The sequence below is a fragment of the Streptomyces sp. NPDC002104 genome (genome assembly GCF_053593795.1).
Map to the genome: position 1 here is coordinate 17,120 of NZ_JBSFDF010000057.1, position 23,424 is coordinate 40,543.

General features: G+C 71.6%; 18 protein-coding genes and 3 tRNA genes. 13 read left to right on the forward strand and 8 right to left on the reverse strand.

Features of this window, described 5'->3' with window-relative positions; all coding sequences use genetic code 11:
* Positions 1–66: 66 nt before the first annotated feature.
* From ACWCP2_RS32655 to ACWCP2_RS32670, 4 genes are all read right to left on the reverse strand, one after another.
* Entirely contained in the window at positions 67–1,992 is a 1,926-nt protein-coding gene (locus ACWCP2_RS32655) for an ABC transporter ATP-binding protein (RefSeq protein WP_450912174.1), read from the reverse strand.
* Positions 1,989–3,722 carry an ABC transporter ATP-binding protein gene (locus ACWCP2_RS32660; RefSeq protein WP_450912175.1) on the reverse strand — a complete coding sequence of 578 codons (1,734 nt, stop codon included), beginning with the start codon at positions 3,720–3,722 and terminating at the stop codon, positions 1,989–1,991. The genes ACWCP2_RS32655 and ACWCP2_RS32660 overlap by 4 nt, the downstream gene beginning before the upstream one ends.
* Positions 3,723–3,888: 166 nt before the next feature.
* A complete protein-coding gene (locus tag ACWCP2_RS32665; protein WP_450912176.1) occupies positions 3,889–5,328 on the reverse strand; it encodes an FGGY family carbohydrate kinase in 1,440 nt (479 codons plus the stop codon).
* Positions 5,329–5,467: 139 nt separating this feature from the next.
* Complete coding sequence (locus ACWCP2_RS32670; RefSeq protein WP_450912177.1) at positions 5,468–5,776, reverse strand: YtxH domain-containing protein; 309 nt, start codon at positions 5,774–5,776, stop codon at positions 5,468–5,470.
* A gap of 146 nt (positions 5,777–5,922) precedes the next feature.
* On the opposite strand from ACWCP2_RS32670, the gene ACWCP2_RS32675 reads away from it, so the two are divergent.
* The 4 genes from ACWCP2_RS32675 (at position 5,923) to ACWCP2_RS32690 (ending at position 7,531) form a co-directional block, all read left to right on the forward strand.
* Positions 5,923–5,995: transfer RNA gene (locus tag ACWCP2_RS32675), tRNA-Asn, on the forward strand.
* Between the two features lie 5 nt (positions 5,996–6,000).
* Positions 6,001–6,073 (forward strand) — tRNA-Asn (locus ACWCP2_RS32680).
* A gap of 188 nt (positions 6,074–6,261) precedes the next feature.
* Positions 6,262–6,335: transfer RNA gene (locus ACWCP2_RS32685), tRNA-Ile, on the forward strand.
* Positions 6,336–6,799: 464 nt separating this feature from the next.
* On the forward strand, positions 6,800–7,531 hold the full coding sequence (locus tag ACWCP2_RS32690) for a hypothetical protein (RefSeq protein WP_450912178.1): 732 nt from the start codon (positions 6,800–6,802) through the stop codon (positions 7,529–7,531).
* A gap of 115 nt (positions 7,532–7,646) precedes the next feature.
* Here the strand turns inward: ACWCP2_RS32690 and ACWCP2_RS32695 are convergent, their stop codons facing one another.
* On the reverse strand, positions 7,647–8,504 hold the full coding sequence (locus ACWCP2_RS32695; RefSeq protein WP_450912179.1) for a GntR family transcriptional regulator: 858 nt from the start codon (positions 8,502–8,504) through the stop codon (positions 7,647–7,649).
* Positions 8,505–8,751: 247 nt separating this feature from the next.
* Here ACWCP2_RS32695 and ACWCP2_RS32700 point away from each other — a divergent pair, with 247 nt between their 5' ends.
* The 5 genes from ACWCP2_RS32700 to ACWCP2_RS32720 all read left to right on the forward strand — a co-directional run bounded on the left by ACWCP2_RS32700 (position 8,752) and on the right by ACWCP2_RS32720 (position 14,926).
* Entirely contained in the window at positions 8,752–10,047 is a 1,296-nt protein-coding gene (locus ACWCP2_RS32700) for an extracellular solute-binding protein (RefSeq protein ID WP_450912180.1), read from the forward strand.
* Positions 10,048–10,063: 16 nt separating this feature from the next.
* Complete coding sequence (locus ACWCP2_RS32705; RefSeq protein ID WP_450912181.1) at positions 10,064–10,975, forward strand: carbohydrate ABC transporter permease; 912 nt, start codon at positions 10,064–10,066, stop codon at positions 10,973–10,975.
* Positions 10,972–11,820, forward strand: coding sequence for a carbohydrate ABC transporter permease (locus ACWCP2_RS32710; protein WP_450912182.1), 849 nt, complete (start codon positions 10,972–10,974; stop codon positions 11,818–11,820). Before ACWCP2_RS32705 ends, ACWCP2_RS32710 begins: the two co-directional genes overlap by 4 nt.
* A 24-nt stretch (positions 11,821–11,844) precedes the next feature.
* Positions 11,845–13,365 carry a beta-N-acetylhexosaminidase gene (locus tag ACWCP2_RS32715; protein ID WP_450912183.1) on the forward strand — a complete coding sequence of 507 codons (1,521 nt, stop codon included), beginning with the start codon at positions 11,845–11,847 and terminating at the stop codon, positions 13,363–13,365.
* A gap of 112 nt (positions 13,366–13,477) precedes the next feature.
* Complete coding sequence (locus tag ACWCP2_RS32720) at positions 13,478–14,926, forward strand: cellulose binding domain-containing protein (protein WP_450912184.1); 1,449 nt, start codon at positions 13,478–13,480, stop codon at positions 14,924–14,926.
* A 114-nt stretch (positions 14,927–15,040) separates the two neighbouring features.
* Here the strand turns inward: ACWCP2_RS32720 and ACWCP2_RS32725 are convergent, their stop codons facing one another.
* Positions 15,041–16,303 carry a sensor histidine kinase gene (locus ACWCP2_RS32725; protein ID WP_450912185.1) on the reverse strand — a complete coding sequence of 421 codons (1,263 nt, stop codon included), beginning with the start codon at positions 16,301–16,303 and terminating at the stop codon, positions 15,041–15,043.
* Positions 16,294–16,956: a response regulator transcription factor gene (locus ACWCP2_RS32730; protein ID WP_450912186.1), complete on the reverse strand. Its 663-nt coding sequence runs from the start codon at positions 16,954–16,956 to the stop codon at positions 16,294–16,296. The genes ACWCP2_RS32725 and ACWCP2_RS32730 overlap by 10 nt, the downstream gene beginning before the upstream one ends.
* Before the next feature lie 159 nt (positions 16,957–17,115).
* On the opposite strand from ACWCP2_RS32730, the gene ACWCP2_RS32735 reads away from it, so the two are divergent.
* The 4 genes from ACWCP2_RS32735 to ACWCP2_RS32750 all read left to right on the forward strand — a co-directional run bounded on the left by ACWCP2_RS32735 (position 17,116) and on the right by ACWCP2_RS32750 (position 21,846).
* Positions 17,116–18,438, forward strand: coding sequence for an ABC transporter permease (locus tag ACWCP2_RS32735; RefSeq protein ID WP_450912187.1), 1,323 nt, complete (start codon positions 17,116–17,118; stop codon positions 18,436–18,438).
* 58 nt (positions 18,439–18,496) lie between these two features.
* Positions 18,497–19,882, forward strand: a complete 1,386-nt coding sequence (locus ACWCP2_RS32740) for an FtsX-like permease family protein (protein ID WP_450912188.1) — start codon at positions 18,497–18,499, stop codon at positions 19,880–19,882.
* 6 nt (positions 19,883–19,888) lie between these two features.
* Positions 19,889–20,644, forward strand: a complete 756-nt coding sequence (locus tag ACWCP2_RS32745; protein WP_450912189.1) for an ABC transporter ATP-binding protein — start codon at positions 19,889–19,891, stop codon at positions 20,642–20,644.
* 182 nt (positions 20,645–20,826) lie between these two features.
* Complete coding sequence (locus ACWCP2_RS32750; protein WP_450912190.1) at positions 20,827–21,846, forward strand: L,D-transpeptidase; 1,020 nt, start codon at positions 20,827–20,829, stop codon at positions 21,844–21,846.
* Positions 21,847–21,995: 149 nt separating this feature from the next.
* On the opposite strand, the gene ACWCP2_RS32755 is transcribed toward ACWCP2_RS32750, so the two are convergent.
* Positions 21,996–23,186, reverse strand: coding sequence for a carboxylate-amine ligase (locus ACWCP2_RS32755; protein ID WP_450912191.1), 1,191 nt, complete (start codon positions 23,184–23,186; stop codon positions 21,996–21,998).
* Positions 23,187–23,424 lie beyond the last annotated feature (238 nt).

Genomic DNA, 23,424 nt, shown 5'->3' on the forward strand with positions numbered 1-23,424 from the left:
GCACGCGGGTACGCGGGTACGGGAAAGGGGCGCCCCGCAGGACGCCCCTCCCGGTACCCGGCCGCGCTAGTCGACCTCGGCCACCGCCTGCGCGAACTGCGCCGCGTACAGCCGCGCGTACGCGCCGCCCGAGAGCAGCAGCTCCTCGTGCGTGCCCTGTTCCACGATCGAGCCGCTCTCCATGACCAGGATCAGGTCCGCGTCGCGGATCGTGGACAGCCGGTGCGCGATCACGAAGGACGTACGGCCGTGCGCGAGGCGCGCCATCGCCTTCTGGATCAGCACCTCGGTACGGGTGTCCACCGAGCTCGTGGCCTCGTCGAGCACCAGGATCACCGGGTCGGACAGGAACGCCCGCGCGATGGTGACCAGCTGCTTCTCGCCCGCGCTGACGCCGGCGCCCTCGTCGTCCAGCACCGTGTCGTAGCCCTCGGGCAGGGTGCGGATGAACCGGTCGGCGTGGGCCGCCTTCGCGGCCTCCTCGACCTCGGCGCGGGTGACCTCGCGCGTGGCCCCGTAGGCGATGTTCTCCGCGATGGTGCCGCCGAACAGCCAGGTGTCCTGGAGCACCATGCCGATGCCGCCGCGCAGTTCCTCGCGGGTCATCTTCGCTATGTCGACCCCGTCGAGGGCGATCTCCCCGCCGGTGACCTCGTAGAACCGCATCAGCAGGTTGACCAGCGTGGTCTTGCCGGCGCCGGTCGGGCCGACGATCGCGACCGTCTGTCCGGGGTCGACGCTCAGCGAGAGGTTCTCGATCAGCGGCTTGTCCGGCTCGTAGCGGAAGGCGACCTTGTCGAAGGTGACCTGCCCGCGCAGGTCCGCCGGACGCTCCGGAACCTCCGCGTCCGCCTCCTGCTCCGGGGCGTCCAGCAGCTCGTAGACCCGCTCCGCGGAGGCGACGCCGGACTGCACCAGGTTCGCCATGGAGGCGACCTGCGTCAGCGGCATCGAGAACTGGCGCGAGTACTGGATGAAGGCCTGCACGTCACCGATCGACAGGGTGCCGGAGGCGACCTTCAGCCCGCCGACGACCGCGACGAGCACGTAGTTGATGTTCGAGATGAACAGCATCACCGGCTGCATGATCCCGCTGACCAGCTGCGCCTTGAAGGAGGCCCGGTACAGCGCCTCGTTCTGCTCGGCGAACAGGGCCGCGGACTCCTTCTGCCGGCCGAAGACCTTGACCAGGGTGTGGCCCGAGTACATCTCCTCGACGTGCGCGTTCAGGGCGCCCGTGGACTTCCACTGCGCCACGAACTGCGGCTGCGACTTCTTGCCGATCTTCGCCGCGACGTACGCGGACACCGGGATGGTCACCAGCGCGACCAGCGCCAGCACCGGCGAGATCCAGAACATCATCGCCATCACGCCGACGATCGTCAGGAGCGAGTTGAGCAGCTGACCCATCGTCTGCTGGATCGTCTGCCCGATGTTGTCGATGTCGTTCGTGGCCCGGCTGAGCACCTCGCCGCGCTTCTGCTGGTCGAAGTACGACAGCGGCAGCCGCGACAGCTTCGCCTGCAGCTCCTCGCGCATCCGGTAGACGGTGCCGTTCATGATGTGGTTCGACAGCCGGGTGGCGACCAGCATCAGCAGACCGGCGACCGTGAAGACGGCCAGCGCCCACAGCGCCACCGCCCCGACCGCGCCGAAGTCGATGCCCTTGCCCGGGGTGAAGGCGGTGCCGGACAGCATGTCCGCCATCCCGCCCTCGCCCCTGGCGCGCAGGGCGTCCAGCGCCTGCTGCTTGGTGAGGCCCTTGTCGAAGTTCCGGCCGACGATCCCCGCGAACACCAGGTCGGTGGCCTGGCCGAGGATCTTCGGCCCGGTCACCGACGCGGCGACGCTGCCGACGACCGCGAGGATCATGCCCCACAGCTTGACCCGGTCGCGCGCGAGCGCGCTCAGCAGCCGCTTGCCGGACCCCTTGAAGTCCATGGACCGCGTCGTCGGCGGTCCCATCATCATCCGTCCTCCGGGCCCGCTCACGCCGCCTCCGCTTCCGTCAGCTGGGAGAGCACGATCTCCCGGTAGGTCTCATTGCCGGACATCAGCTCGTGGTGGCGCCCCTCGCCCACCACCTGCCCCTCGTCGAGGACGATGATCCGGTCCGCGTCGCGGATCGTGGAGACCCGCTGGGCGACGATGACCACGGTCGCCTCCTCGGTCTCGCGGGCCAGCGCCGAGCGCAGCGCCGCGTCCGTGGCGTAGTCCAGGGCCGAGAAGGAGTCGTCGAACAGGTAGATCTCCGGGCGCTGTACGAGCGTGCGCGCGATCGCGAGCCGCTGGCGCTGGCCGCCGGAGACGTTGGTGCCGCCCTGGGCGATCGGCGCGTCGAGCCCGCCCTCCAGCTCGGACACGAAGCCCTTGGCCTGCGCCACGTCCAGCGCGTGCCACAGCTCTTCGTCGGTGGCGTCGGGGCGTCCGTAGCGCAGGTTGGTGGCCACCGTCCCGGAGAAGAGGTACGGCTTCTGCGGGACCATGCCGACCGTCCTGGCGAGCAGGTCGGGGTCGAGGCGCCGTACGTCCTCGCCGTCGACGAGCACGTCGCCGCCGGTCGCGTCGAAGAGCCGGGGGATCAGCCCCAGCAGCGTGGACTTGCCGCTGCCGGTCGAGCCGATCACCGCGGTGGTCTCGCCGGGGCGGGCCACGAGGTCGACCCCGCGCAGCACGGAGGCCTCGGCGCCCGGGTAGCGGAAGTCGGCGCCGCGCAGTTCCAGCAGGCCGTGGCGGGCGAGCTCGCGGACCGGGTCGGTGGGCGGGATCACGCTGGACTCGGTGTCCAGGACCTCCTGGACGCGCTCGGCGCAGACCTCGGCGCGCGGCACCATCATGAACATGAAGGTGGCCATCATCACGGACATGACGATCTGCATCAGGTAGGCGAGGAAGGCCGTCAGCTGCCCGATCTCCATGCCGCCGCTGTCGATGCGCATGGCGCCGAACCAGATGACGGCGACGCTGGAGATGTTCACGACCACGATCACCGTCGGGAACATCAGCGCGAGCAGCTTGCCGGCCGCCAGCGAGACGCCGGTCAGGTCGGCGTTGGCCTCGCGGAAGCGGTCCTTCTCGTAGTCGTCGCGGATGAAGGCGCGGATCACCCGGTTGCCGGTGATCTGTTCGCGCAGGACCCGGTTGACCGTGTCCAGGCGCGTCTGCATCTTCCGGAACAGCGGGCGGGTCTTCAGCACGATCGCCCCGACCGACAGGCCGAGGATCGGGACGACGGCGAGCAGGACGCCGGAGAGCTTCACGTCCAGCGAGAGCGCCATGAAGATGCCGCCGACGCACATGATCGGTGCGGAGACCATCAGCGTGAAGGTCATCAGCACGAGCATCTGGATCTGCTGCACGTCGTTCGTCGTACGGGTGATCAGCGACGGGGCGCCGAAGTGGCCGAGCTCACGTGCGGAGAAGCTCTGCACGCGGTCGAAGACGCCGGCCCGGACGTCCCGGCCGAAGGCCGCGGCGGTACGGGCCCCGTAGTAGACGGCGCCGACGTTGCAGACGAGCTGGACCAGCGAGACGCCGAGCATCAGTGCGCCGAAGCGCAGGATGTAGCCCGTGTCGCCGCTGACGACACCGTTGTCAATGATGTCGGCGTTCAGCGTGGGCAGGTAGAGGCTCGCGCTGGTCTGCAGCAGTTGCAGCAGGACCAGCACGGCGATCGGTTTCCGGTACGGACCGAGATGGGTCCGCAGAAGTCGTATGAGCACGCGCAGGCTCCGGTCGGCATGATCGAGGGGGTTCACTCCATCTTCTGCCAACGGGAGGCCGGAACCCACCGCTTTTCGTAAAGCCCGGTCAAAAGGAGTAGGCCGGGCGCGGGAGGGCGTAGGCCGCGTCCGGCCTACTCCCTTCGAGCGGCATCCGGCCCGGCCGTCAGAAGGCCCCCGGGTGGATCTGGTCGCGGGTCGCGACGTACTGCTGGCGCGCCCCCTGCCAGGCCGGGTACTCCTCGTCCGGCTCGAAGAGCTGCGCCGCGGGCGCCGGCCACACGGGCGGGGTGTTCGAGGCCGGACCGCCCTGCGCCAGGCCGAGCGCCCAGGCGGCCTGCCGGGCCGCGCCCAGGGCCGCGTAGTCCGCCGGCGCCGGGACGAGCACCTGGGTGCCGAACAGCCCCGGCGCGAAGGCCTGTACGGCCGGCAGCTCGGCGGCCGCGCCGAGCAGGAACACCCGGCGGATCTCCACCCCGCGGCTGCGCAGCACGTCGAGGGCGTCCACCAGCCCGCACAGCATGCCCTCGAAGGCGGCCCGCGCGAGGTGCTCCGGCTTCATGGAGTCCCGGCGCAGCCCCGACAGGGTTCCGGCGGTGTGCGGCAGGTTCGGCGTGCGCTCACCCTCCAGGTACGGCAGGAGTACGAGTCCGTGCGCGCCCGGCGTCGACTTCAGGGCGAGCTCGCTCAGCCCCTCCAGGTCGGTGCCGAGCAGTTCGGCGGTGCCGCGCAGGGCCCGTACGGCGTTCAGGGTGTTCACCACCGGCAGGTGCCGCCCGGTGGCGTCGGCGAGGGAGGTGATCAGACCGCCCGGCTCCGACAGCGCCTCGTGGTGCACCGCCATCACCGATCCGGACGCGCCCAGCGAGACCACGGCGTCGCCGGGTCCCATGCCCAGCCCGAGCGCGGCCGCCATGGTCTCGCCGGTGCCGGCGGATATCAGCAGCCCCTCGGGCGTGGTCCCGGCGGCTTCGGCGGGGCCGAGCACCTCGGGGAGCAGCGCCCGGTGCCCCAGCGCGAGCTCGACCAGGTCGGGGCGGTAGGCGCCGGCGGCGGCGGACCAGTAGCCGGTGCCGGAGGCGCCACCGCGGTCGGTGGTCCGGCGGGCCGGGCGGCCCAGCAGCTGCCACACCAGCCAGTCGTGCGGGGACATCAGGACGGCCACCCGCCGGGCCGCTTCCGGCTCGGTGCGGGCCAGCCAGGCCAGCTTCGCGAGGGGCTGCGCCGCATGGGGGACGGATCCGACGGCCTCGACCCAGGCCTGCCGGCCGCCGAAGGACTCGATCAGCTCGGCGGCGGCGGCCTGGCCGCGCTTGTCGTTGCCGATCAGGGCGGGGCGCACGAGGCCGCCCTGCGCGTCCAGCGGCAGCAGCCCGTGCTGCTGCGCGGAGACGCCGATGGCCTGCACCCCTTCGAGGAGCCCGCCGCCGGCGGCCTCGCCGAGCGAGAGCAGCCAGGCCTGCGGATCGGTCTCGTGCGGCACCGCCTCGCCGGTGGGCTGCGGATGAGGGGCGTACCCCTGGCGCAGCACGGCGCCCGTCTCGGTGTCACAGACGACGATGCGTGTGAACGCGGAAGAGCTGTCCAGCCCGGCGACTATCCCCATGCGGAGAATTCTGCCGCACGCGGGGGCGGGCTCGACCGCCCCGGAGCGGCCCCGTCCCTTATGCGGAACCCCGCGGGTCCGCGTACGCGACTCCGGCGCGCGGGCCACGTACGAGGACCCGCGCGCCGGACCGGGCAGCTCAGGTGTTGCTCGTGCCCCATTCGTCCTCGGCCGCGCCATTGCCGCCGACCCGCGCCCGCAGGCCCCGTACCCGCCCGGCGAGGGCGTCCGGCACCGCGTCGCCGACCTTGTCGCTGACCGCGGCGAAGGCCTTGCCGGCGAACTCCCGGCCGCTCTGACCAGCGCTCTCGGCGGCGTTGCGGACCGCGGGGTTCTGCGCGAACTCGCGCGCGGACTTCTTCAACTGTTCATACCGCTCGCGTCCGGCCCGGGTCCCGAGCACGTACCCGAGGGCCAGTCCGACCGCGAACGTGACCTTGTACCGCATGCCTGCCGCCCTTCGTCGTGTGGTGCCCGGCCCGCTGGCGATACCGATTGGCGGAGCACCCCCCTGCTTGCGCTAATCTATGACTCGCAACGGGCGCTCGCCCCCTGGCCAAGGCCGGAGGTGGGCTGTTCGGTGCAACGCAGCAATCCCCTGTAGCTCAATTGGCAGAGCAGCCGACTGTTAATCGGCAGGTTACTGGTTCGAGTCCAGTCGGGGGAGCGCGGTCCCCTGTAGCTCAATTGGCAGAGCAGCCGACTGTTAATCGGCAGGTTACTGGTTCGAGTCCAGTCGGGGGAGCAAGAAGGAACGAGGACCCCAGGTGGGTCCTTTTTCTTTTTTCTGCCCTCCGCACGCAACCGGGCAGCGCCCGGCGCGGTCTCTCTGGGCAGGCGAAGCCGATCATGCGAGGCATCCGAGGCAGGAGATCGTATGAGCGGCTATGCTGCGGCAGACGGCGCGCACACATGTACGCGCCACGCCGTGAAGGGGCGGTAGCTCAGCCGGTTAGAGCAGCGGACTCATAATCCGTCGGCCGTGGGTTCGAGTCCCACCCGCCCCACTCGCGCAGGTCAGAAGAAACCTTCTGGCCAGAGGAAACGCTTCCTCCGGCCCGCGGCCGTTGCCCCGGCTTCCCGGAACCGGCTTCCCGGAACCGGCTTCCCGGAACCGGCTTCCCGGAACCGGCTTTCCGGAACCGGCTTCCCGGAACCGGCTTTCCGGAACCGGCTTCGCGCCGGTCGGCCAGAAGGTGATCTCCGGTTCCCGGTACGACGGCGTGCTGGTCGCATTCGGCACGATCCGCGGGCTGTTGGCTCATGCGGCCTTCGCCGTGGCCGGGCTCTCGGCCTTGGTCCGCTGCGGCGTAGCCCGTCCGCCGGCGATGACGGACAGGTACCGTTTGGCCATGGATCCTTCGGGGGCGAGCGCTACCGACACCGAGAGCAGCCGCCGGGCGTCAGCCGTCCAGTACTTCGGCCCCGTGATCCCCCTCGACGGGACGGCCTCGTGGGGATGAGGCACCGCATGGACCTGCACCTGGCCGGCGCACGCCTCGGCCTCAGCAGGGAGCGGTGGCTCGCGGAGGGCTTGCACGTATCGCCTGCCCTGTGGCGGCACCCAACGGGTTCCTACGCACCGGCCGAACAGGGGCCGGTCACGGCCCCCGACGGGCTTGCCGTACAGATCACAGGACCGGACTGGGGTGTGGTCCTGTCCGTCGAGCTGCGGCCCGACGGGACGGTCGCTCTGGCCTATCACTCGACCGTCGGGTGGGTGGAGGAGCGCATGCGCGTCCGCTCCCTCGAAGCCTGGGACGCTCTGCTGGACAACGCCGTGCGGCGCGGTCACGGCCTGCGGGTGCAGCACGCCCAGTTGCTCGCCACCAGTTGCACGACGGGCTGGCTCGACTGGCTGCACGGCGAGTTGTGGCTGCTGCCGGGCTCCCTGGTCCGCATCCGTGGCGGATTCCTCGACTCCCTCGTGCACTCCATCAGCCCCCGAGTGCCGGAACACAGGGCCACGACCGTGATCGGCTACGACCCCGCGGCCGTCCTGACGGGCCACCGCACCAACAAGGTCATCCCCTTCGACGGCATCGCGCACGCCCGTCTGCACCGCGGTCTCACCACGTCGGGCCTTGCGGTGACGATGACGGACGGCACCCGCCACAAACTGCTGTGGCTGTCCTCCGAACCGGCCCGCCGCATACTGACCGACCGGCTGCTGCCCGTACTCGGCTCCCGCCTGACCCGGTGAGCCGGCCGCCGCCGGGTGCCGGACCCGTCTGTGATGCTGCGCGTTCGGGGCGGTGGCAGGGGCCGGCCGGATTCATGCCCGGGTGCCCGCCCCGTGCGCCCGCCCCGGGCGGCCGTCAGAGCAGGGGCTGGACGTCGCCGTGGGTGACGGTGCGGCCGGTGGTGCGGGTGGTGAGGTCGCCCGGGGGGATGCCGGGGTGGTGTCGCGGGCCGGCCGCGGGGGCCGGGCCGTCGTCCTGGCCGGGCGCGGCGAGGGAGATGCGGGAGATCATCCGGTAGCGGTCGCCGCGGTAGACCGAGTGCACGAACTCCACCGGCCGTCCGCCGCGGTCGCTGGTGAGCCGTTCGAAGCGCAGGGCCGGGGAGAGGACCGGTACGCCGAGCAGTCCCGCCTCCTGCTCGCTGAGCACGGTCGGCTCGATGGCCTGCACCGCTTCGTGGACCGTGACGCCGTGGGCGGTGCCGAGCAGCTGGTAGAAGTCGCCGCTCTCCATGTCGGCGGGGGAGAGGCCGGGGGCGAGCTCGGCGGGGACGTGCAGGTGCTCGATGGCCATCGGTTCGCCGTCCACCAGGCGCAGCCGGACGATGGAGAAGATCCCGGCGGCCGGGGAGAGGCGCAGCTTGCGGCCGATGCCGGCGCCGGCCGGGAGGGTGGTGAACTCCAGTACGCGGCTCGCCCAGCTGCCGGAGGCCTTCGGGAGGCTGAAGCCGGGCTCGCCGCCGGCCGGCGCCAGTTCCTGGGTGACCTTGGCGGGGGCCACGAACATGCCCCGGCCGTGCTCGCGGACCAGCAGCCCGGTGGCCACCAGCTCGTCGGCCGCGGCGCGCAGGGTGGGGCGGGAGACGCCGAGCGCCTCGGAGAGCGTCCGTTCGGACGGGATGGCGTCTCCGGGTGCTCCGGAGTCCACCAGTTCCCGCAGGTACGCGCGGACCCGGGTCCGTTTCACCGCTGCCGCCGGCATCCCCTCGGTCATCGCCGCGCCCTTCCGCCCTGCCTGATCAGACCAGTTCCTGTTATTTGACCAGTTGGATCATACCTGTTGTGCGGTCGGTGTCGGCCATTTCTCTGCCCCTTCCCCTGTACTGGGCTGGTTCTGGGCTTGATTTGGGGCGGGCCAGAGGTCTTGACCACTCTCCGAGGCTGTGTCACCTTCTCTCCAGCGCTTACCAGTTGGTCAACTGGCCAAGTTGTCCAGTCCTCCCCATCGAGGTGGCAAAACCGTGAGAAATCCCGCGCATCCGCGCCTGCTCCCCATCGCAGCGGCCCTCGCCCTCGCACTGACCGGCGCCGGCCTGGCCGGCTGTTCCTCCTCCGCGGACTCCCCTGACTCCTCCGGCAGTTCGGCCGGTCCGGCCAAGCTGACGGTCTGGATCATGCGCGACAGCGTGACCGACGGCTATCTGCAGCGGTTCACGTCCGACTTCGAGGCCACCCACGCCGGTATCACCCTGGACGTCCAGATCCAGGAGTGGGACGGCATCGGCCAGAAGATCACCAGCGCCCTGGCCAGCAAGGACGCGCCGGACGTCATCGAGGTGGGCAATACGCAGGTCGCCCAGTACGCGGCCAGCGGCGGTGTGCACGACCTCAGCGACAAGGTCACCGAGCTCGAAGGCGCGGACTGGATCCCCGGCCTGGCCGAGCCCGGGAAGATCGACGGCAAGCAGTACGGCATCCCCTGGTACGCGGCGAACCGCGTGGTGATCTACCACAAGGACCTCTTCGCGCAGGCCGGCATCACGGCCCCGCCGAAGACCCGGGACGAGTGGATCGCCGACACCGAGAAGCTCAACACCGGTGGCAACGACGGGATCTACCTCGCGGGGCAGACCTGGTACGCCCTGGCCGGCTTCGTCTGGGACGAGGGCGGCGACCTCGCGGTCAAGGGCTCGGACGGGAAGTGGAAGGGCGCCCTGGACACCCCGCAGGCCCGGGCCGGCGTCGAGTTCTACAAGAAGCTGCAGGCGCTCGGCAAGGGCCCCAAGGACTCCGACGAGGCGAAGCCGCTGCAGGCGGAGGTCTTCGCCAAGGGCAAGAGCGCCCAGGTGATCTCCACCCCGGGCGGGGCCAACGCGATCATCAAGGCCAACCCGGCGCTGAAGGACAAGCTCGGCTTCTTCCCCATCCCCGGCAAGAGCGCCGACAAGCCGGGCGCGGTCTTCACCGGCGGCTCGGACCTGGTGATCCCCGAGGCGTCCAAGCACCAGGCCGCCGCCTACGAGGTGGTCAAGGCGCTGGCCGGGGCGAAGTGGCAGAGCGAGATGGCCAAGGAGATGAGCTACGTCCCCAACCGCACCTCCCTCGCCGGAGCACTCGCCGGCAACGAGGGCGCGGTGGCCATGGCGGCGGGCGCGGTGAGCGGACGGGGCACCCCCAACTCGCCGAACTGGGCGGCCGTCGAGGCCAACAACCCGATCAAGCAGTACATGACGCAGGTGCTCACCGGCGCGGACCCGGACGCAGCGGGCAAGGCCGCCTCCGAGGCCATCACCAAGGCCCTCAACAGCGCCTCCTGACAGGAGAGTCACCGCCGTGTCCACCGCTCCTCCCCCGGCCCGCACCCGGGTCTGGCCGTACCTGCTGGTCGCCCCCACCGTGGTGGGCGCGGCGTTCCTCCTGGTCTATCCGCTGCTGCGGAACCTGCTGATCTCGGTCCAGCACTTCCGGATGGCCGAACTGATCCACGGCCGCGCCCCGTTCGTCGGCGCCGCCAACTACACCGCGCTGCTCGGCGATCCGGAGTTCTGGGCGGTGGTCCGCCGCACCCTGTGGTGGACCCTGCTCAACACCGCCCTGATCACCGGCCTCGGCACGCTGATCGCGCTGATGCTGATCCGGCTCGGCCGCCGGATGCGGCTCGCGGTGATGAGTGCGCTGGTGCTCACCTGGGCCACCCCGGTGATCGCCGCCACCACCATCTTCCAGTGGCTGTTCCAGTCCCGGTTCGGAGTGGTCAACTGGATCCTTGACCAGTTGGGGCTGCACGGCTTCCGGGAATACGCCTGGTTCGCGCACGACCGCTCCACCTTCGCCATCCTGGTGGCCCTGGTCGTCTGGCAGTCGGTGCCGTTCGCCGCGCTCACCCTGTACGGCGGGCTGACCACCATCCCCGCCGAACTGTACGAGTCCGCCCGGCTCGACGGCGCCGGAGCGTGGCAGACCTTCCGCCTCGTCACCTTCCCGATGCTGCGGCCGCTGTTCGCCCTGATCACGTCCCTGGAGGTGATCTGGACCTTCAAGTGCTTCGCCCAGATCTGGGTGGTCAGCCAGGGCGGCCCGAACGGCGCCACCACCACCCTTCCCGTGTACGCCTTCCAGATCGCCCAGTCCCTGCACAAGTACGACGTCGGGTCGGCCGCGTCGACGCTGACCGTGCTGATCCTGCTCGTCGCGCTGGTCGCGACCCTGCGCCGGATGTACCGCCAGGAAGGCGAGACCCCGTGACAACCTCCGCCACCGCAGTCCGCGCCCTGCGCCGGCTCCCGCTCACCCTGGCGGCGCTGGCCGTCCTCGTCACCTCGGCCTTCCCGGTGTACTGGATGGTGATCACCGCCTTCAAGCCGACCACCGAGATCCAGTCCGAGACTCCCGGCTTCCTGCCGCTGCACCCCACCCTGGACCACTTCGTCACCGCGGTCCGCGCCCCGGGCTTCGGCTCGTACTGGCGCAACAGCCTGCTGGTCACCCTCGGGGCGGTGCTCCTGGCGCTCGTGGTCGCGCTGCTCTCCGCCTTCGCGGTCGGCCGGATGCGCTGGCGCGGCCGCCGGGCCTTCCTGCTCCTCGTGTTCACCGCGCAGATGGCGCCCTGGGAGGCGCTGCTGATCCCGATGTACGTCATCGCCCGGGACACCGACATGCTCGACAGCCTGACCATGCTGACCCTGGTCTACTTCATGACCACCCTGCCCTTCACCATCGTCACCCTGCGCGGCTTCCTCGCCTCGATACCCGCCGAGCTGGAGGAGGCCGCCCTGGTCGACGGCTGCACCCGCACCGCGGCCTTCCGGCGGATCACCCTGCCGCTGCTCGCCCCGGGGCTGCTCTCCACCTCGCTCTTCGGCTTCATCACCGCCTGGAACGAGTTCGCCTTCGCCAACACCCTGATCATCAAGAACCAGGACGCCCGCACCCTGCCGGTCTGGCTGTCCTCCTTCGCCAATGTCTTCGGCACCGACTGGGGCGCCACGATGGCCGCCGCCAGCCTGTTCATGCTGCCCGTCCTGCTGGTCTTCCTGTTCTTGCAGAACAAGGTCACCACCGGGATGACCGCCGGCGCCGTCAAGGGCTGAGCCCGCCCCCTCTGGAGAGAATCCGTGATCCTGCCGACCCCCGTCGCGCTCGTCGCCTCCGCCGGCCACTTCACCCTCACCGGCCGCACCGCCGTGCACGCCCCCGGTGGCGCCGCTCCCGCGGCCGACCTGCTGCGCGCCCTGCTCGCCCCCGCCACCGGGCTGCCGCTGCCCCCGGAGCCCGGGGGAGCGCTCTCGCTCCTGCTCGACCCCGCCGAACGCGGGCTCGGCGAGGAGGGGTACCGGCTCCGCGTCACCCCCCAGGGGGTGCGGCTGCTCGCTGCCCGGCCCGCCGGACTGCGCCACGCCGTCCAGACCCTGCGCCAACTGCTCCCGCCCGAGGCGCTGGCCGACAGCCCGGCGCCCGGGGTCGAGTGGACCGTGCCCTGCGTGGACATCACGGACCGGCCCCGGCACGCCTGGCGGGGGGTCATGGTGGACGTGGCCCGGCACTTCCAGCCCCTCGACGTGCTCCTGCGCACCGTCGACCGGCTCGCCCTGCACAAGTTCAACGTCCTCCACCTGCACCTCACCGACGACCAGGGCTGGCGCATGCCCGTCGACGCCTACCCCCGGCTCACCGAGATCGGCTCGGTCCGTGCCCGTTCGATGCTCGGGCGGGCCGGTTCCGGCCGCTTCGACGACCGCCCGCACGGGGGCGCGTACACCAAGGACGAGCTGCGCCACCTCGTCGCGTACGCCGCCGAACGCGGCATCACGGTCATGCCGGAGATCGAGATGCCCGGTCACGTCCGGGCCGCCCTCGCCGCCTACCCGCACCTCGGCAACCGGCCCGAGCGGCGACTGGACGTGTGGACCGAGTGGGGCGTGTGCGAGAACATCCTCGGCGTCCACGACGAGGTGCTGGACTTCTGCCGCACCGTCCTCGACGAAACCATGGACCTCTTCCCCTCCCGCTACGTCCACCTCGGCGGCGACGAATGCCCCACCGTCGAGTGGGAGACCAGCCCCGCCGCGCTCGCCCGCACCGCCGAACTGGGGCTGGCGGCACCGAGGGAGCTCCACGGCTGGTTCCTCGCCCAGGCCGGCGCCCACCTGGTGGCCAACGGCCGGCGCCCGGTCTGCTGGGCCGAGAGCGGCGGCGGTGCGCTGCCGAAGGACTTCACCGTGATGCCGTGGCGGGACGCCGACCACGGCCTGGCCGCCACCCGCCTCGGCCACGACGTCGTGATGGCCCCGTTCCGCTCCACGTACCTCGACTACCCGCAGTCCGCCGGCGCGGACGAGCCGCTCGGGCAGGACGGCGCGATCGTCGATCTGCCCGCCGCGCACGCCAACGAGCCCGCCCCCGCCCAGTGGTCGGCCGCCGAGCGGGACCGGGTGCTCGGGACCCAGGCCCAGCTGTGGACCGAGTTCGTCACCACCGAGGAACGCTTCGACTACCTGGCCTACCCGCGGCTGTGCGCGATCGCCGACCGTGCCTGGAACCCGGCCAGCGACTACTCCGGCGACTTCCTGCCCGCGCTCGCCCGGCACCGCCCGCGGCTGGCCGCCCTCGGCGTCCACCACGCCGACCGGCCCTGAGACCGGGGGCCGGCGGTCCGCGCCGCCGGCCCCTCGCACCACCCCGCAGTGCAGCCCAGCCCCCCGGCTCGCCGGCTCCGGCCCGCGCAGCCACCCATGGAAAGGGATCCACGTGTCAGCTCGACCGCGCTCGAACTCCCGGCTCCTCGCCGCCGTGGCGCTCGCCTCGGCCGCCGGCCTGGCCTCCGCCGCGCTGGTGGCCGCACCGGCCTCCGCCGCCGCCGACGCGCTCAGCGTCCAGTACCGCACCAGCGCCGGCGGCGCCACCGCCGACCAGACCGAGCCCTGGCTCCAGGTCACCAACACCGGCACCACCACCGTCCCGCTCAGCCAGGTGAAGCTGCGCTACTACTTCAAGTCCGACGGCCCCTCGGTGACCTACCGCTTCGCCTGTTCCTGGGCGGTCAAGGGCTGCGCCAACATCACCGGCACCTTCGGCACCCTGGCCAACCCGACGGCCACCGCGGACCGTTACCTGGAGATCGCCTTCACCGCGGGCGCCGGTTCGCTCGGCCCGGGCCAGTCCACGGGCGACATGCAGCTGCGCTTCAACCGCGCCGACTGGCAGACGCTGACCCAGTCCGACGACTACTCCTTCAGCTCCGCGCAGACCTCGTACGCCGACGCGCCCCGGGTCACCCTGGAGCACAACGGCGCCCTGATCTGGGGCACGGCCCCCGCCGGCAACGACCCCACCACCCCGCCCACGACGCCGCCGACCACCCCGCCCACGACGCCGCCGAACGACCCGAACGCACCGGTCCTGTTCGACGACTTCACCTACACGTCGAGCGGCGACCCGGCGATCCAGCAGCACGGCTGGACGGTCAAGTCCGGCCAGGGCGGGCCCGGCGTCCCCGGCGCCACCTGGTCCCCGGCCGACATCACCTTCCCGGTCACCGGCGGCAACTCCGTCATGAACCTGGGGCTCACCACCGACGGCACCGCGAGCGGCACCCGCGAGACCGAACTCCAGACCACGGCAAGGAAGTTCAGGAACGGAACCTACGCCGCCCGGGTCAAGTTCGACGACACCCCGACCGGCGGCCCCGACGGCGACCACGTCAACCAGACCTTCTTCGCCTTCACCCCGCTCAACCGCCCGATGGACCCCGACTACAGCGAGCAGGACTTCGAGTACCTGCCCAACGGCGGCTGGGGCGAGCAGGGCAACATCATGTACGAGACCACCTGGGAGACCTACAACCCCGACCCGTGGAACGCCGTCAACGCCCACGGCCAGCAGCGCCAGTCCTACGACGGCTGGCACGACCTCGTGTTCACCATCGACAACACCAGCGTCACCTACTACATCGACGGCCAGCAGGTCGCCGCCCACGGCGAGCCCTACCTGCCGGAGACCGGCCAGTTCATCGACTTCAACCACTGGCTGATCGACCTGAACGGGCAGACCAGCAGCACCCCGCGCTCGTACGACCAGCAGGTCGACTACGTGTACTTCGTCAAGGACCAGGTACTGACCCCGGCCCAGGTCACCGGCAACATCGCGGCCCTGCGTGGTGCCGGCACCACCTTCAAGGACACCGTCCCCGGCAGCTGACCCAGCCCTGCCCGTCGTCCGCCGACCGCCGATCCGGGCGGTCGGCGGACGAGGCATGCCGCCCGTTCCGGTGCCCCCGGCCGCGCGGAGGGCGGTCGCTGCCGCCGCCCGTGCTCAGGGGAAGCGCAGGGTGAGGGCGAGCCCGCCCTCGGCGCCGGGGCGAGCCGTCAGCGTGGCGTGGTGGGCCCGGGCGATGGAGGCGGCGATGGAGAGTCCGAGGCCGTGGCCGGTGGTGGCGGTGCGGTCGGCGTCGAGGCGGCGGAAGGGCTCGAAGAGGCCGGGGACGCGGTCGGCGGGGATCCGGGGGCCGGTGTTGGTCACCGTCACGGCGGAGGCGTCGAGGCGTACGAGGACGTGGCCGCCCGGGTGGTTGTACTGGACGGCATTGCGGATCAGGTTGGTCAGCAGGTGGCGCAGGAGGACGGGATCGCCCGGAACGACCAGCGGTGCGGCGGCCTCCGTGTCGAGGAGCACGCCGGCCCCGGCCGCGAGCGGGGAGAGTTCGGCGGTCAGGAGCCGGGCGGTCGCCGCGACGTCCACGGGCTCGGTCCTCTCCAGCCCGCGGTCGCTGCGGGCCAGCAGCAGGAGCGCGTTGATGAGCCCTTCCGCCTCCCGGTTGGCGGTGAGCAGATCCTCGCGGACTTCGGTGAGGCCGTCGGGCAGGGGGTCGGCGAGGCCGACCTGGAGGGTGGTGCGCTGGACGGCGAGGGGCGTCTTCAGCTCGTGGGAGGCGTTGGCGACGAAGCGGCGCTGGCTCTCGAAGGACTTCTCCAGCCGGTCGAGCATGGTGTCGAAGGTGTCGGCGAGCCGGTGCAGTTCGTCGTCCGGGCCGGTGAGCGCGAGGCGCTGGTGGAGGTTCTGCTCGCTGATGCGGCGGGCGGCTTCGGTCATGGAGGCGACGGGCCGCAGGGCGCGTCCGGCGAGCCACCGGCCGAGGAGTCCGGCGAGGAGGGCCATGACGAGGAGGCCGACCGCGGACCACAGGGCCATCTGGCGCAGCGCGGTGTCCTGGACGGCCTGCACGGTCCGGTCGATCTTCCGGATCGCGGCGACGTCGCTCGGCGGCTCGCGCGTGAGGTCCGGGCGGGTCGGGAGCGCGGGTGCGGGTTCGAAGGGGTTCGGATTCGGCTCTCCGCTGGGCTGCCCGCTCGTCTGCCCGCTCGGTGCGTCGCTCGTCCGCCCGCTCGGCGGGTCGCTCGGGAGGTCGCCGTACGAAACCGAGATGCCCTGGACCTGCTGGGCCGTTCCGTAGCGTGCGAGCACCACGACGAAGGCCAGGAGCAGGATCCCGGTGAGCAGGAAGAGCCCGGAGAAGGCCAGGGCCAGGCGGGTGCGGAAGGGCAGTCCGTGCAGGAGCGCCCGGGGGTTCAGTCGCACAGCCGGTACCCCTCTCCCTTGTCGGTGAGGATCAGGCAGGAATCGCCGAGTTTGCCGCGCAGGCGGCTGACGGTGGTGCGGACCACGCCGGTGGCCGTGTCGAGGTGCTCGTCCCAGACCGTGCGGACGAGCTCGTCGTGGGTCACCGGTCCGCCGCCGGCGCACATCAGCAGGCGCAGGACCGCGGTCTCCTTCGCGGACAGCTCCAGCGTCCTGCCCTCCACGGACACCTCACGGCGCGCCTCGTCCAGGGTGAGACGGCCCAAGCGGAGGACGGACGGGGGCGGTTTCGGGGCGCGCCGGCTCAGCGCCCGGACCCGGGCGACGAGTTCGCTGAAGTCGAAGGGCTTGGCCAGGTAGTCGTCGGCGCCGAGCTCGGTCAGGCCGTAGATCCGGTCGGTCAGCTCGCCGGCGGCGGTGAGCATCACGATCCGCGGCGGGTCGGTGAGCTCACGCAGCCGCCTGCAGACCTCGTCACCGCTCATGACCGGCAGGTCGCGGTCCAGGATGAGCACGTCGTAGGCGGTGAGCAGGCACATCCGCTCGGCCTCGTCGCCGGTCGCGGCGATGTCCACGGCCATCGCCTGGCGGCGCAGGCCGGTGGCGAGGGTGCGGGCCAGGACGCGGTGATCTTCGGCTACCAGGACTCTCATGGCTCCAGCAAACCAAGATCACGATTGCAGGCGGATAAAGACGCGGAAGAGCGCGGTGGGGGCTGACCGGCAGCGTGACCGGCCGGACCGTTCGGCGGTTCCTTATGCCGCTGTAACACGCTTACTTTCCAGTAAACGGCGGGCTGCTTTCGTCTGGGCATGAACTTCGTCAAGCGTGCCGGGACGAGCCTTGCGGCCAGGAAAGCCAGGACCGCCGCCCTGCTCGCGATCTTCCTCGTCCTCTGCACGCTGCTCCTCGGCGGATTCCTGCTGCAGGCCGCCGCCGCCCGCCAGGAGGCCGCCGCGCAGCGCACCATCGGCGTCGACGTGACGGTCAGGAAGGAGGGGCTGACCCCGGCCCTGGCCGACCGGCTCGGCGGCTCCGCCCTGGTGCACCGCTACAACGCCGAGATCCGGGTGCGGGCCGCAGCCCAGGGGTTCACACCGCTGACGTCCAAGGTCCCGGAGCCGGCCGCGGCCGAGGAGGAAGCGGCGGGCGGGGAGAAGGCGGCGGGCGGGGAGAAGGCGCCGGGCGGGGAGAAGGCGGCGGGCGAGCTGGCCGTGCACGGGGTGCGGGATTCGGACATGCTGCTGCCCTTCTCGTACGGCTCGACCCGGCTCACGGCGGGCCGGGGCATCACCCCCGAGGACGCGGGCCGTGACGTCGCGATGGTCGAGCGGCGTCTGGCCGACAAGAACCGGCTGAAGGTGGGCGACACCCTCCGGGTGCGCTCCGCGGACGGCGAACGCACCATGCCCGTGACGGTCGTCGGCATCTACCGGGACTCGGCGCAGGAGCCGGCGATGTGGGTGGCGCCGCACGAACTGCCCGGCAACAGGGTGTACGTCCCGGTGGGCACCGCCCGGAAGCTCGGCGGCGGGACCGCGACGGTCAGCGAAGCGGTCTACAAGATCGGCTCGCCGGACCGGGCGCGGCGGCTGCACGCCGAGACCGCGAGGCTCCTGGGCGGGGGCGGCTTCGACTTCCGCGTCAACGACAAGGCGTACAAGGACCAGGTCCGCCCGATCCAGCGGGTCGGCACGTTCGCGGGCCTGCTCGTCCGGGTGATCGCCCTGGCCGGCGCGCTGATCCTCGGACTCATCGTGATGCTGCAGATCCGAGAGCGGCGCTCCGAACTCGGAGTGCTGCTCTCGATGGGCGAGCGGAAAGGGAAGCTCATCGGCCAGCACGCCGTCGAGATGGCGGCCGTGGCCCTGCCCGCCGTCGCGCTCGCCGCTCTGGCCGGATCGCTGGCCGGCCAGTCCGCGGGGGACGCCTTCCTGGGCGGCCGGGACGACAAGCCGGTACCGGCGGCCCGGTCCCAGGCCCCCGCGTTCACTCCGCCCACCGTGCGGGTCGAGCCGGCCGACGTCGGCAAGGTCGCCGGCATCGCGCTGGGGATCTCCCTGGTCTCCACCGTCGTCCCCGGCATCGCCATCCTGCGCCTGCACCCCCGGTCCATCCTCACCGACACCGAATGACCGTCCCCCACGTCACCGCACGGCCATCCGCCGGCACGGACCGAGAAAGCCGATCCCCATGAACTTCGTCAAACGCGCAGGGCTCAGCCTGTGGGCCCGCAAGGGCCGCACCCTGATCACCCTCGCCACCTTCCTCGTCATCTCCGTGATGGTCCTGGCGGGCGTCCTGATCAACGGCGCGACGGCCCGGGCCGAACGCGACGCCAAGCGCTCGGTCGGCGCCGAGGTCAACCTCGACCTGGACATGAGCCAGATGGGCAGCGCGGCGCAACTGCAGGCACCGAGCATCGAGGCCGCGACCGTCGACAGGATCGGGTCCCTGCCCCAGGTGCAGAAGTACACCTACTCCCTGTGGGACCGCGTCCTGCTGACAGGCAAGAACAAAGTGGTCGACAGTGGTGCGAAGGACTCCATGGGCCTGGGCCCCGGAGGGACGCTGGGCATGGGCGTCCTGGACTCCTCGCTGCTGCCCGACTTCCGCAGCGGCAAGTCCACCCTCGTGTCCGGCTCGCACATCACGGCCGCCGACAAGGACAAGAAGCAGCTCCTGATCGAGGAGCGCCTGGCCGAGCTGAACGGCCTCGCGGTCGGCGACAGGATCACCCTCACCGGCAACGACGAGAAGACCACCGGCGAGTTCACCGTCGGCGGCATCTACCGCGACCCGCGCCCCACCACCGACGCCGACCCCGAGTTCGGCATCAGCCCCGCCAACATGCTCTACGGACCGGTGGGCGGCCTCGCCGCGCTCGGCTCCGGGAGCAGCACGCCCACGAGGGTCAGCAAGGCGACGTTCCTCCTGAACGACGCCGACGGACAGGACGCGTTCAAGAGCGCGGCGAAGCAGCTCGCGGGCAAGGCACTGACCGGCTTCAAGCTCGACGCCAACGACAAGGCCGTCCAGCAGATGACCGGCCCCCTCAAGAGCATCCGCTCCACCGCCACCGTCGCCATGTGGCTGATGGCCCTCGCGGGCGCCGCCGTACTCGCCCTCCTGGTCAACCTGGCCGTCAAACAGCGCCGCACCGAGTACGGCGTCCTGCTCGCGATGGGCGAGAAGAAGGGCAGGCTCATCGCCCAGCAGGCCCTGGAAATCGTGGTCGTCGCCGCTGTCGCCATCGGCGTGAGCTCCCTGTTCGCCCCCCGGCTCACCCAGAGCGCCGGCCAGGCACTGCTCGGCAAGGAAGCCTCCGCCGCCGCGGAGAAGCTCGGCTCCTGGAAGCCCCCCGCCGTCGGCAGCACCGGGCTCGGCGAGGGCATCGACTGGAACGACCGGCCCGTCGACAACGCCGACCCCATCGACAAGATCACCGTCGCACTCGACCCGGCGGACCTCGCCGCCGTCGCAGGCATCGGGCTGGGCATCGGACTCCTCGCCACCGTCCTCCCGGCCGCCTCCGTCCTGCGCCTGAGCCCCCGCACCATCCTCACGAAGGGCAAGTGACCCGCCATGACCACGCCCACCACCCCCACCAAGCCCACCACCCCCACCGGGACCACCACGACCCCCGAGACCGCGGCCCCGCCCGTCCTCCGCCTGTCCGGCGTCAGCCACACCTACGCCGGCCAGCGCCGCAGGACCACCGTCCTGCGGGATGTCGACCACTCCTTCGAACGCGGCGTCTTCTACACGATCCTGGGCCCCTCCGGCAGCGGCAAGACCACGCTGCTCTCCCTCGCGAGCGGCCTCGACACCCCCACCAAGGGCACGGTCACCTTCGACGGGCAGGACCTCACCGAGCTCGGCCTCGGCCGCTACCGCAACAAGCACGCCGCCACGGTCTTCCAGCAGTACAACCTCCTCACCTACATGACCGCCCTCCAGAACGTCACCACCGCCATGGAGATCACCGGCGCGAAACCCGCCACCGGAAGCCGCAGGGCCCGCGCCCTGCACCTCCTCGAAGACATCGGCCTCGACAAGGCGGCGGCCACCCGCAATGTCCTGCAGCTCTCCGGCGGTCAGCAGCAACGCGTCGCCATCGCCCGCGCGCTCGCCTGCGACGTCGACATCCTCTTCGCCGACGAGCCCACCGGGAACCTCGACGAGGACACCGCCCAGGGCATCATCGACACCTTCCGCGACCTCGCGCACCAGCAGAACAAGTGCGTGGTCGTCGTCACCCACTCCCAGCAACTCGCAGCCCAGTCCGACCGCATCCTCACCCTGCGCAAGGGCAGGCTCACGGAACAGACCAACGCGTGAGGAGACCCGCGCCCGCGCGGCCCTGACCGTGTGGCCGTCGACCTCCCGAGACTCCACCGGACGGCCGGCGGAAGGCAGCCCGTGGTTTGTCACACAACGGTCATGAACGGAGGAGAACCGGCTGTCCGACGCCGGCCGTCCTCACGGCTGTATCCGCCCTTTCCAGAGGAGAGCCGTCCACCATGATGCGTGTTCGCCCCCAGGCAGTCCCGGCCGCTTCCGCCCGGGGCCGCGGTGGCTCCGCGGCCCGGCTGTTCGCCGCCGCCACCTGCCTGTTGCTCCTCACCGCCTGCGGGTCCGGCAGCGACGGCGACACGGCGGGGGCGGACGACTCGAAGGTGTCCGCCGACGTGGCGGGTGTGCGGGCCGCGGCGTCGAAGGCGGCCGTTCCGCCCAAGGTGACGACCGGGGCCGTACTGGACTTCGACCTGATTCCGGGGGCGGGGAAGACGGTGGGCACCGGTCAGCCGGTGTCCCTGCAGTTCGAGAAGCCGGTCAAGGACAAGGCCGCGGTGGAGAAGGCGCTGACGGTCACCGCGTCGACCCCGACCGAGGGCTCGTGGGGCTGGGTCACCACCCCCACGGGCCACGACCGCCTGGACTGGCGTCCCAAGAGCCCCTGGAAGCCCGGTACGGACGTCACGGTCAAGGGCACGCTCACCACGGTCGACCCGGGCGGCGCGCACTTCGACCGGGACCTGAACCGCACCTTCACGATCGGCCGGGACCAGCAGCTGACCGCCGACCTCGACACCCACCGGCTCATCGTCGAGCGCGACGGCAAGGTGGTGAAGTCCATTCCCATGTCCGGCGGCCAGCCCGTCAAGGGCCGCCAGTCCCGGCTGGGCACCTACGCCCTCAAGTCCCGGGAACCCAAGGTGCACATGACCTCCGCGTCCGTGGGCGGGCCGGTGGACTATGACGTGGTGGTCAACTGGGGCATGCGGGTGACCGACACCGGCGCCTACGTCCACCAAGGGGTTCCCGAGGCGCAGCAGTACATCGGCAGGAGCAACCACAGCGCCGGCTGCATCGGGATGACCCCGGCCGACTCGAAGTGGCTCTTCGACAACACCCTCCTCGGCGACCTGCTCACGATCAAGGGCCGGGAAGCCATCAAGAACGTCGACGGCCCCGGCAACGGATACGCCGACTGGAGCATCGGCTACGAGGAATGGAAGAAGCTCAGCAAGGCCTCCTGACCCACCGCCCGCGACGGCCTGCGCCGTCGGCCTCCGCGGCCGTCCGCCTCCGCGGCCGTCCGCCTCCGCGGCCGTCCGCCTCCGCGGCCGGCAGCCGCGCCCGGCCGGCCGGCCCCGGCGCGGCTGCTGTCATCGACGGGCCACGGCCGTCAGGAGGCCTCCGTTTCGTCCGCCAGGTGGCGCAGGACGTCCTTCAGGTCGCCGCGGCGGGCGAAGGCCGTGCGCTGGCGGTGGGCGCCCGAGCCGTCGCGCAGCAGGCCGGCCATGGTCTTCGCCGCGTGGTCGAGGTCGCCGGACGCGGCCAGTTCGGGGGCCACCAGGTCGAGCAGGGCCTCCGCCAGGTCCGCCGCCGGGAGCTCGACCCCCGTGTACGGATCGAGCCCGAAGCCCTCCAGACCGTCGTGGGCCGCCCGCCACCGCGCGAGGCGCAGTACGTCCTCCCGTACGGGCGGGTCGGGACGCTCCTCGGCGATCTCGCGCAGGGCCGTGGCGACGAGGGCGCGGGCCAGTTCGGCCTGGAGGATGGCCGAGTCGATGTCCGGGGACATGTCGGGGGCCCGCAGTTCGAGCGTCGGCCAGTTCCCCGAGGGCCGCAGGTCCCAGTAGACCATCTTGGTGTCGAGGGCCGCCCCCGAGCCGAGCAGGGTCTGCACCGAGCGCCGGAAGTGGGCCGTCGAGGTGAAGTGCGGGGGCAGGCCCGCCGAGGGCCATCCCGCCCAGGCCATCGCCCGCCAGCTGGCGTGACCGGTGTCGCGGCCGCCCCAGAAGGGGGAGTTGGCCGCCAGTGCGATCAGCGTGGGCAGCCAGGGCCGGAGCCGGTTGGAGACGGCCACCGCCGTGTCCACGTCGAGGGTGCCGATGTGGATGTGCCGGCCGCAGCTGACCAGGGTGTCGGTGAGCGCGCCGAACCGCCGGGCCTGCTCGCGCTGGCGCGGCTCGTCGTCGGTGAGGTGGAGCGGGCCCTCCAGGGCGACCACCGGCGAGGGCGCGGCCAGCAGCCGGCAGCCGTGGGCGCGGGCGGCCCGCGCGAGGGTCCGCCGCAGGCCGGCGAGCTCGGTGCGCAGGGTCGCGGCCGAGTCGGCGACGGGGGTGGAGATCTCCACCTGGTAGCGGGTGCCTTCGGGGTGCAGTTCGTGGGGGAGCCCCGCGGCGGTGGACAGGACGAGCGGGGCGGCCGGGACCACCCGCAGGGTGCGGGCGTCGACGAGGAGGAACTCCTCCTCGACCCCCAGGGTGAGGGGGAAGACCGGGTCGGTCGCGGTCGCGCGGGGTGCCCCCGTCTTCGCGGTGTCGGTCCTCGTGGTGCCGGTGCTCGTGGTGCTGGTGCCAGGTTCGATCACTGCGCCTCCCTGGACATACGAGTCTTTTCATCATGAGCTGAACTCCAGGCGAGGAGCGCACGTCTATTCGGTCAAATGTCCGGTGATAGTGGCGAGTTACCGGCAAGGAATGCGCCACCGCGGGGCCCGGGTTCCGGGTGGGGTGAATGGTGCGCGTGCGCGGCTCCGGCCGGGGTCCGGGCAGGGGCCGGCCGGGCAACGCCAGGGCTCCGGCCGGGCACCCGCCCAGGCGCCGGCC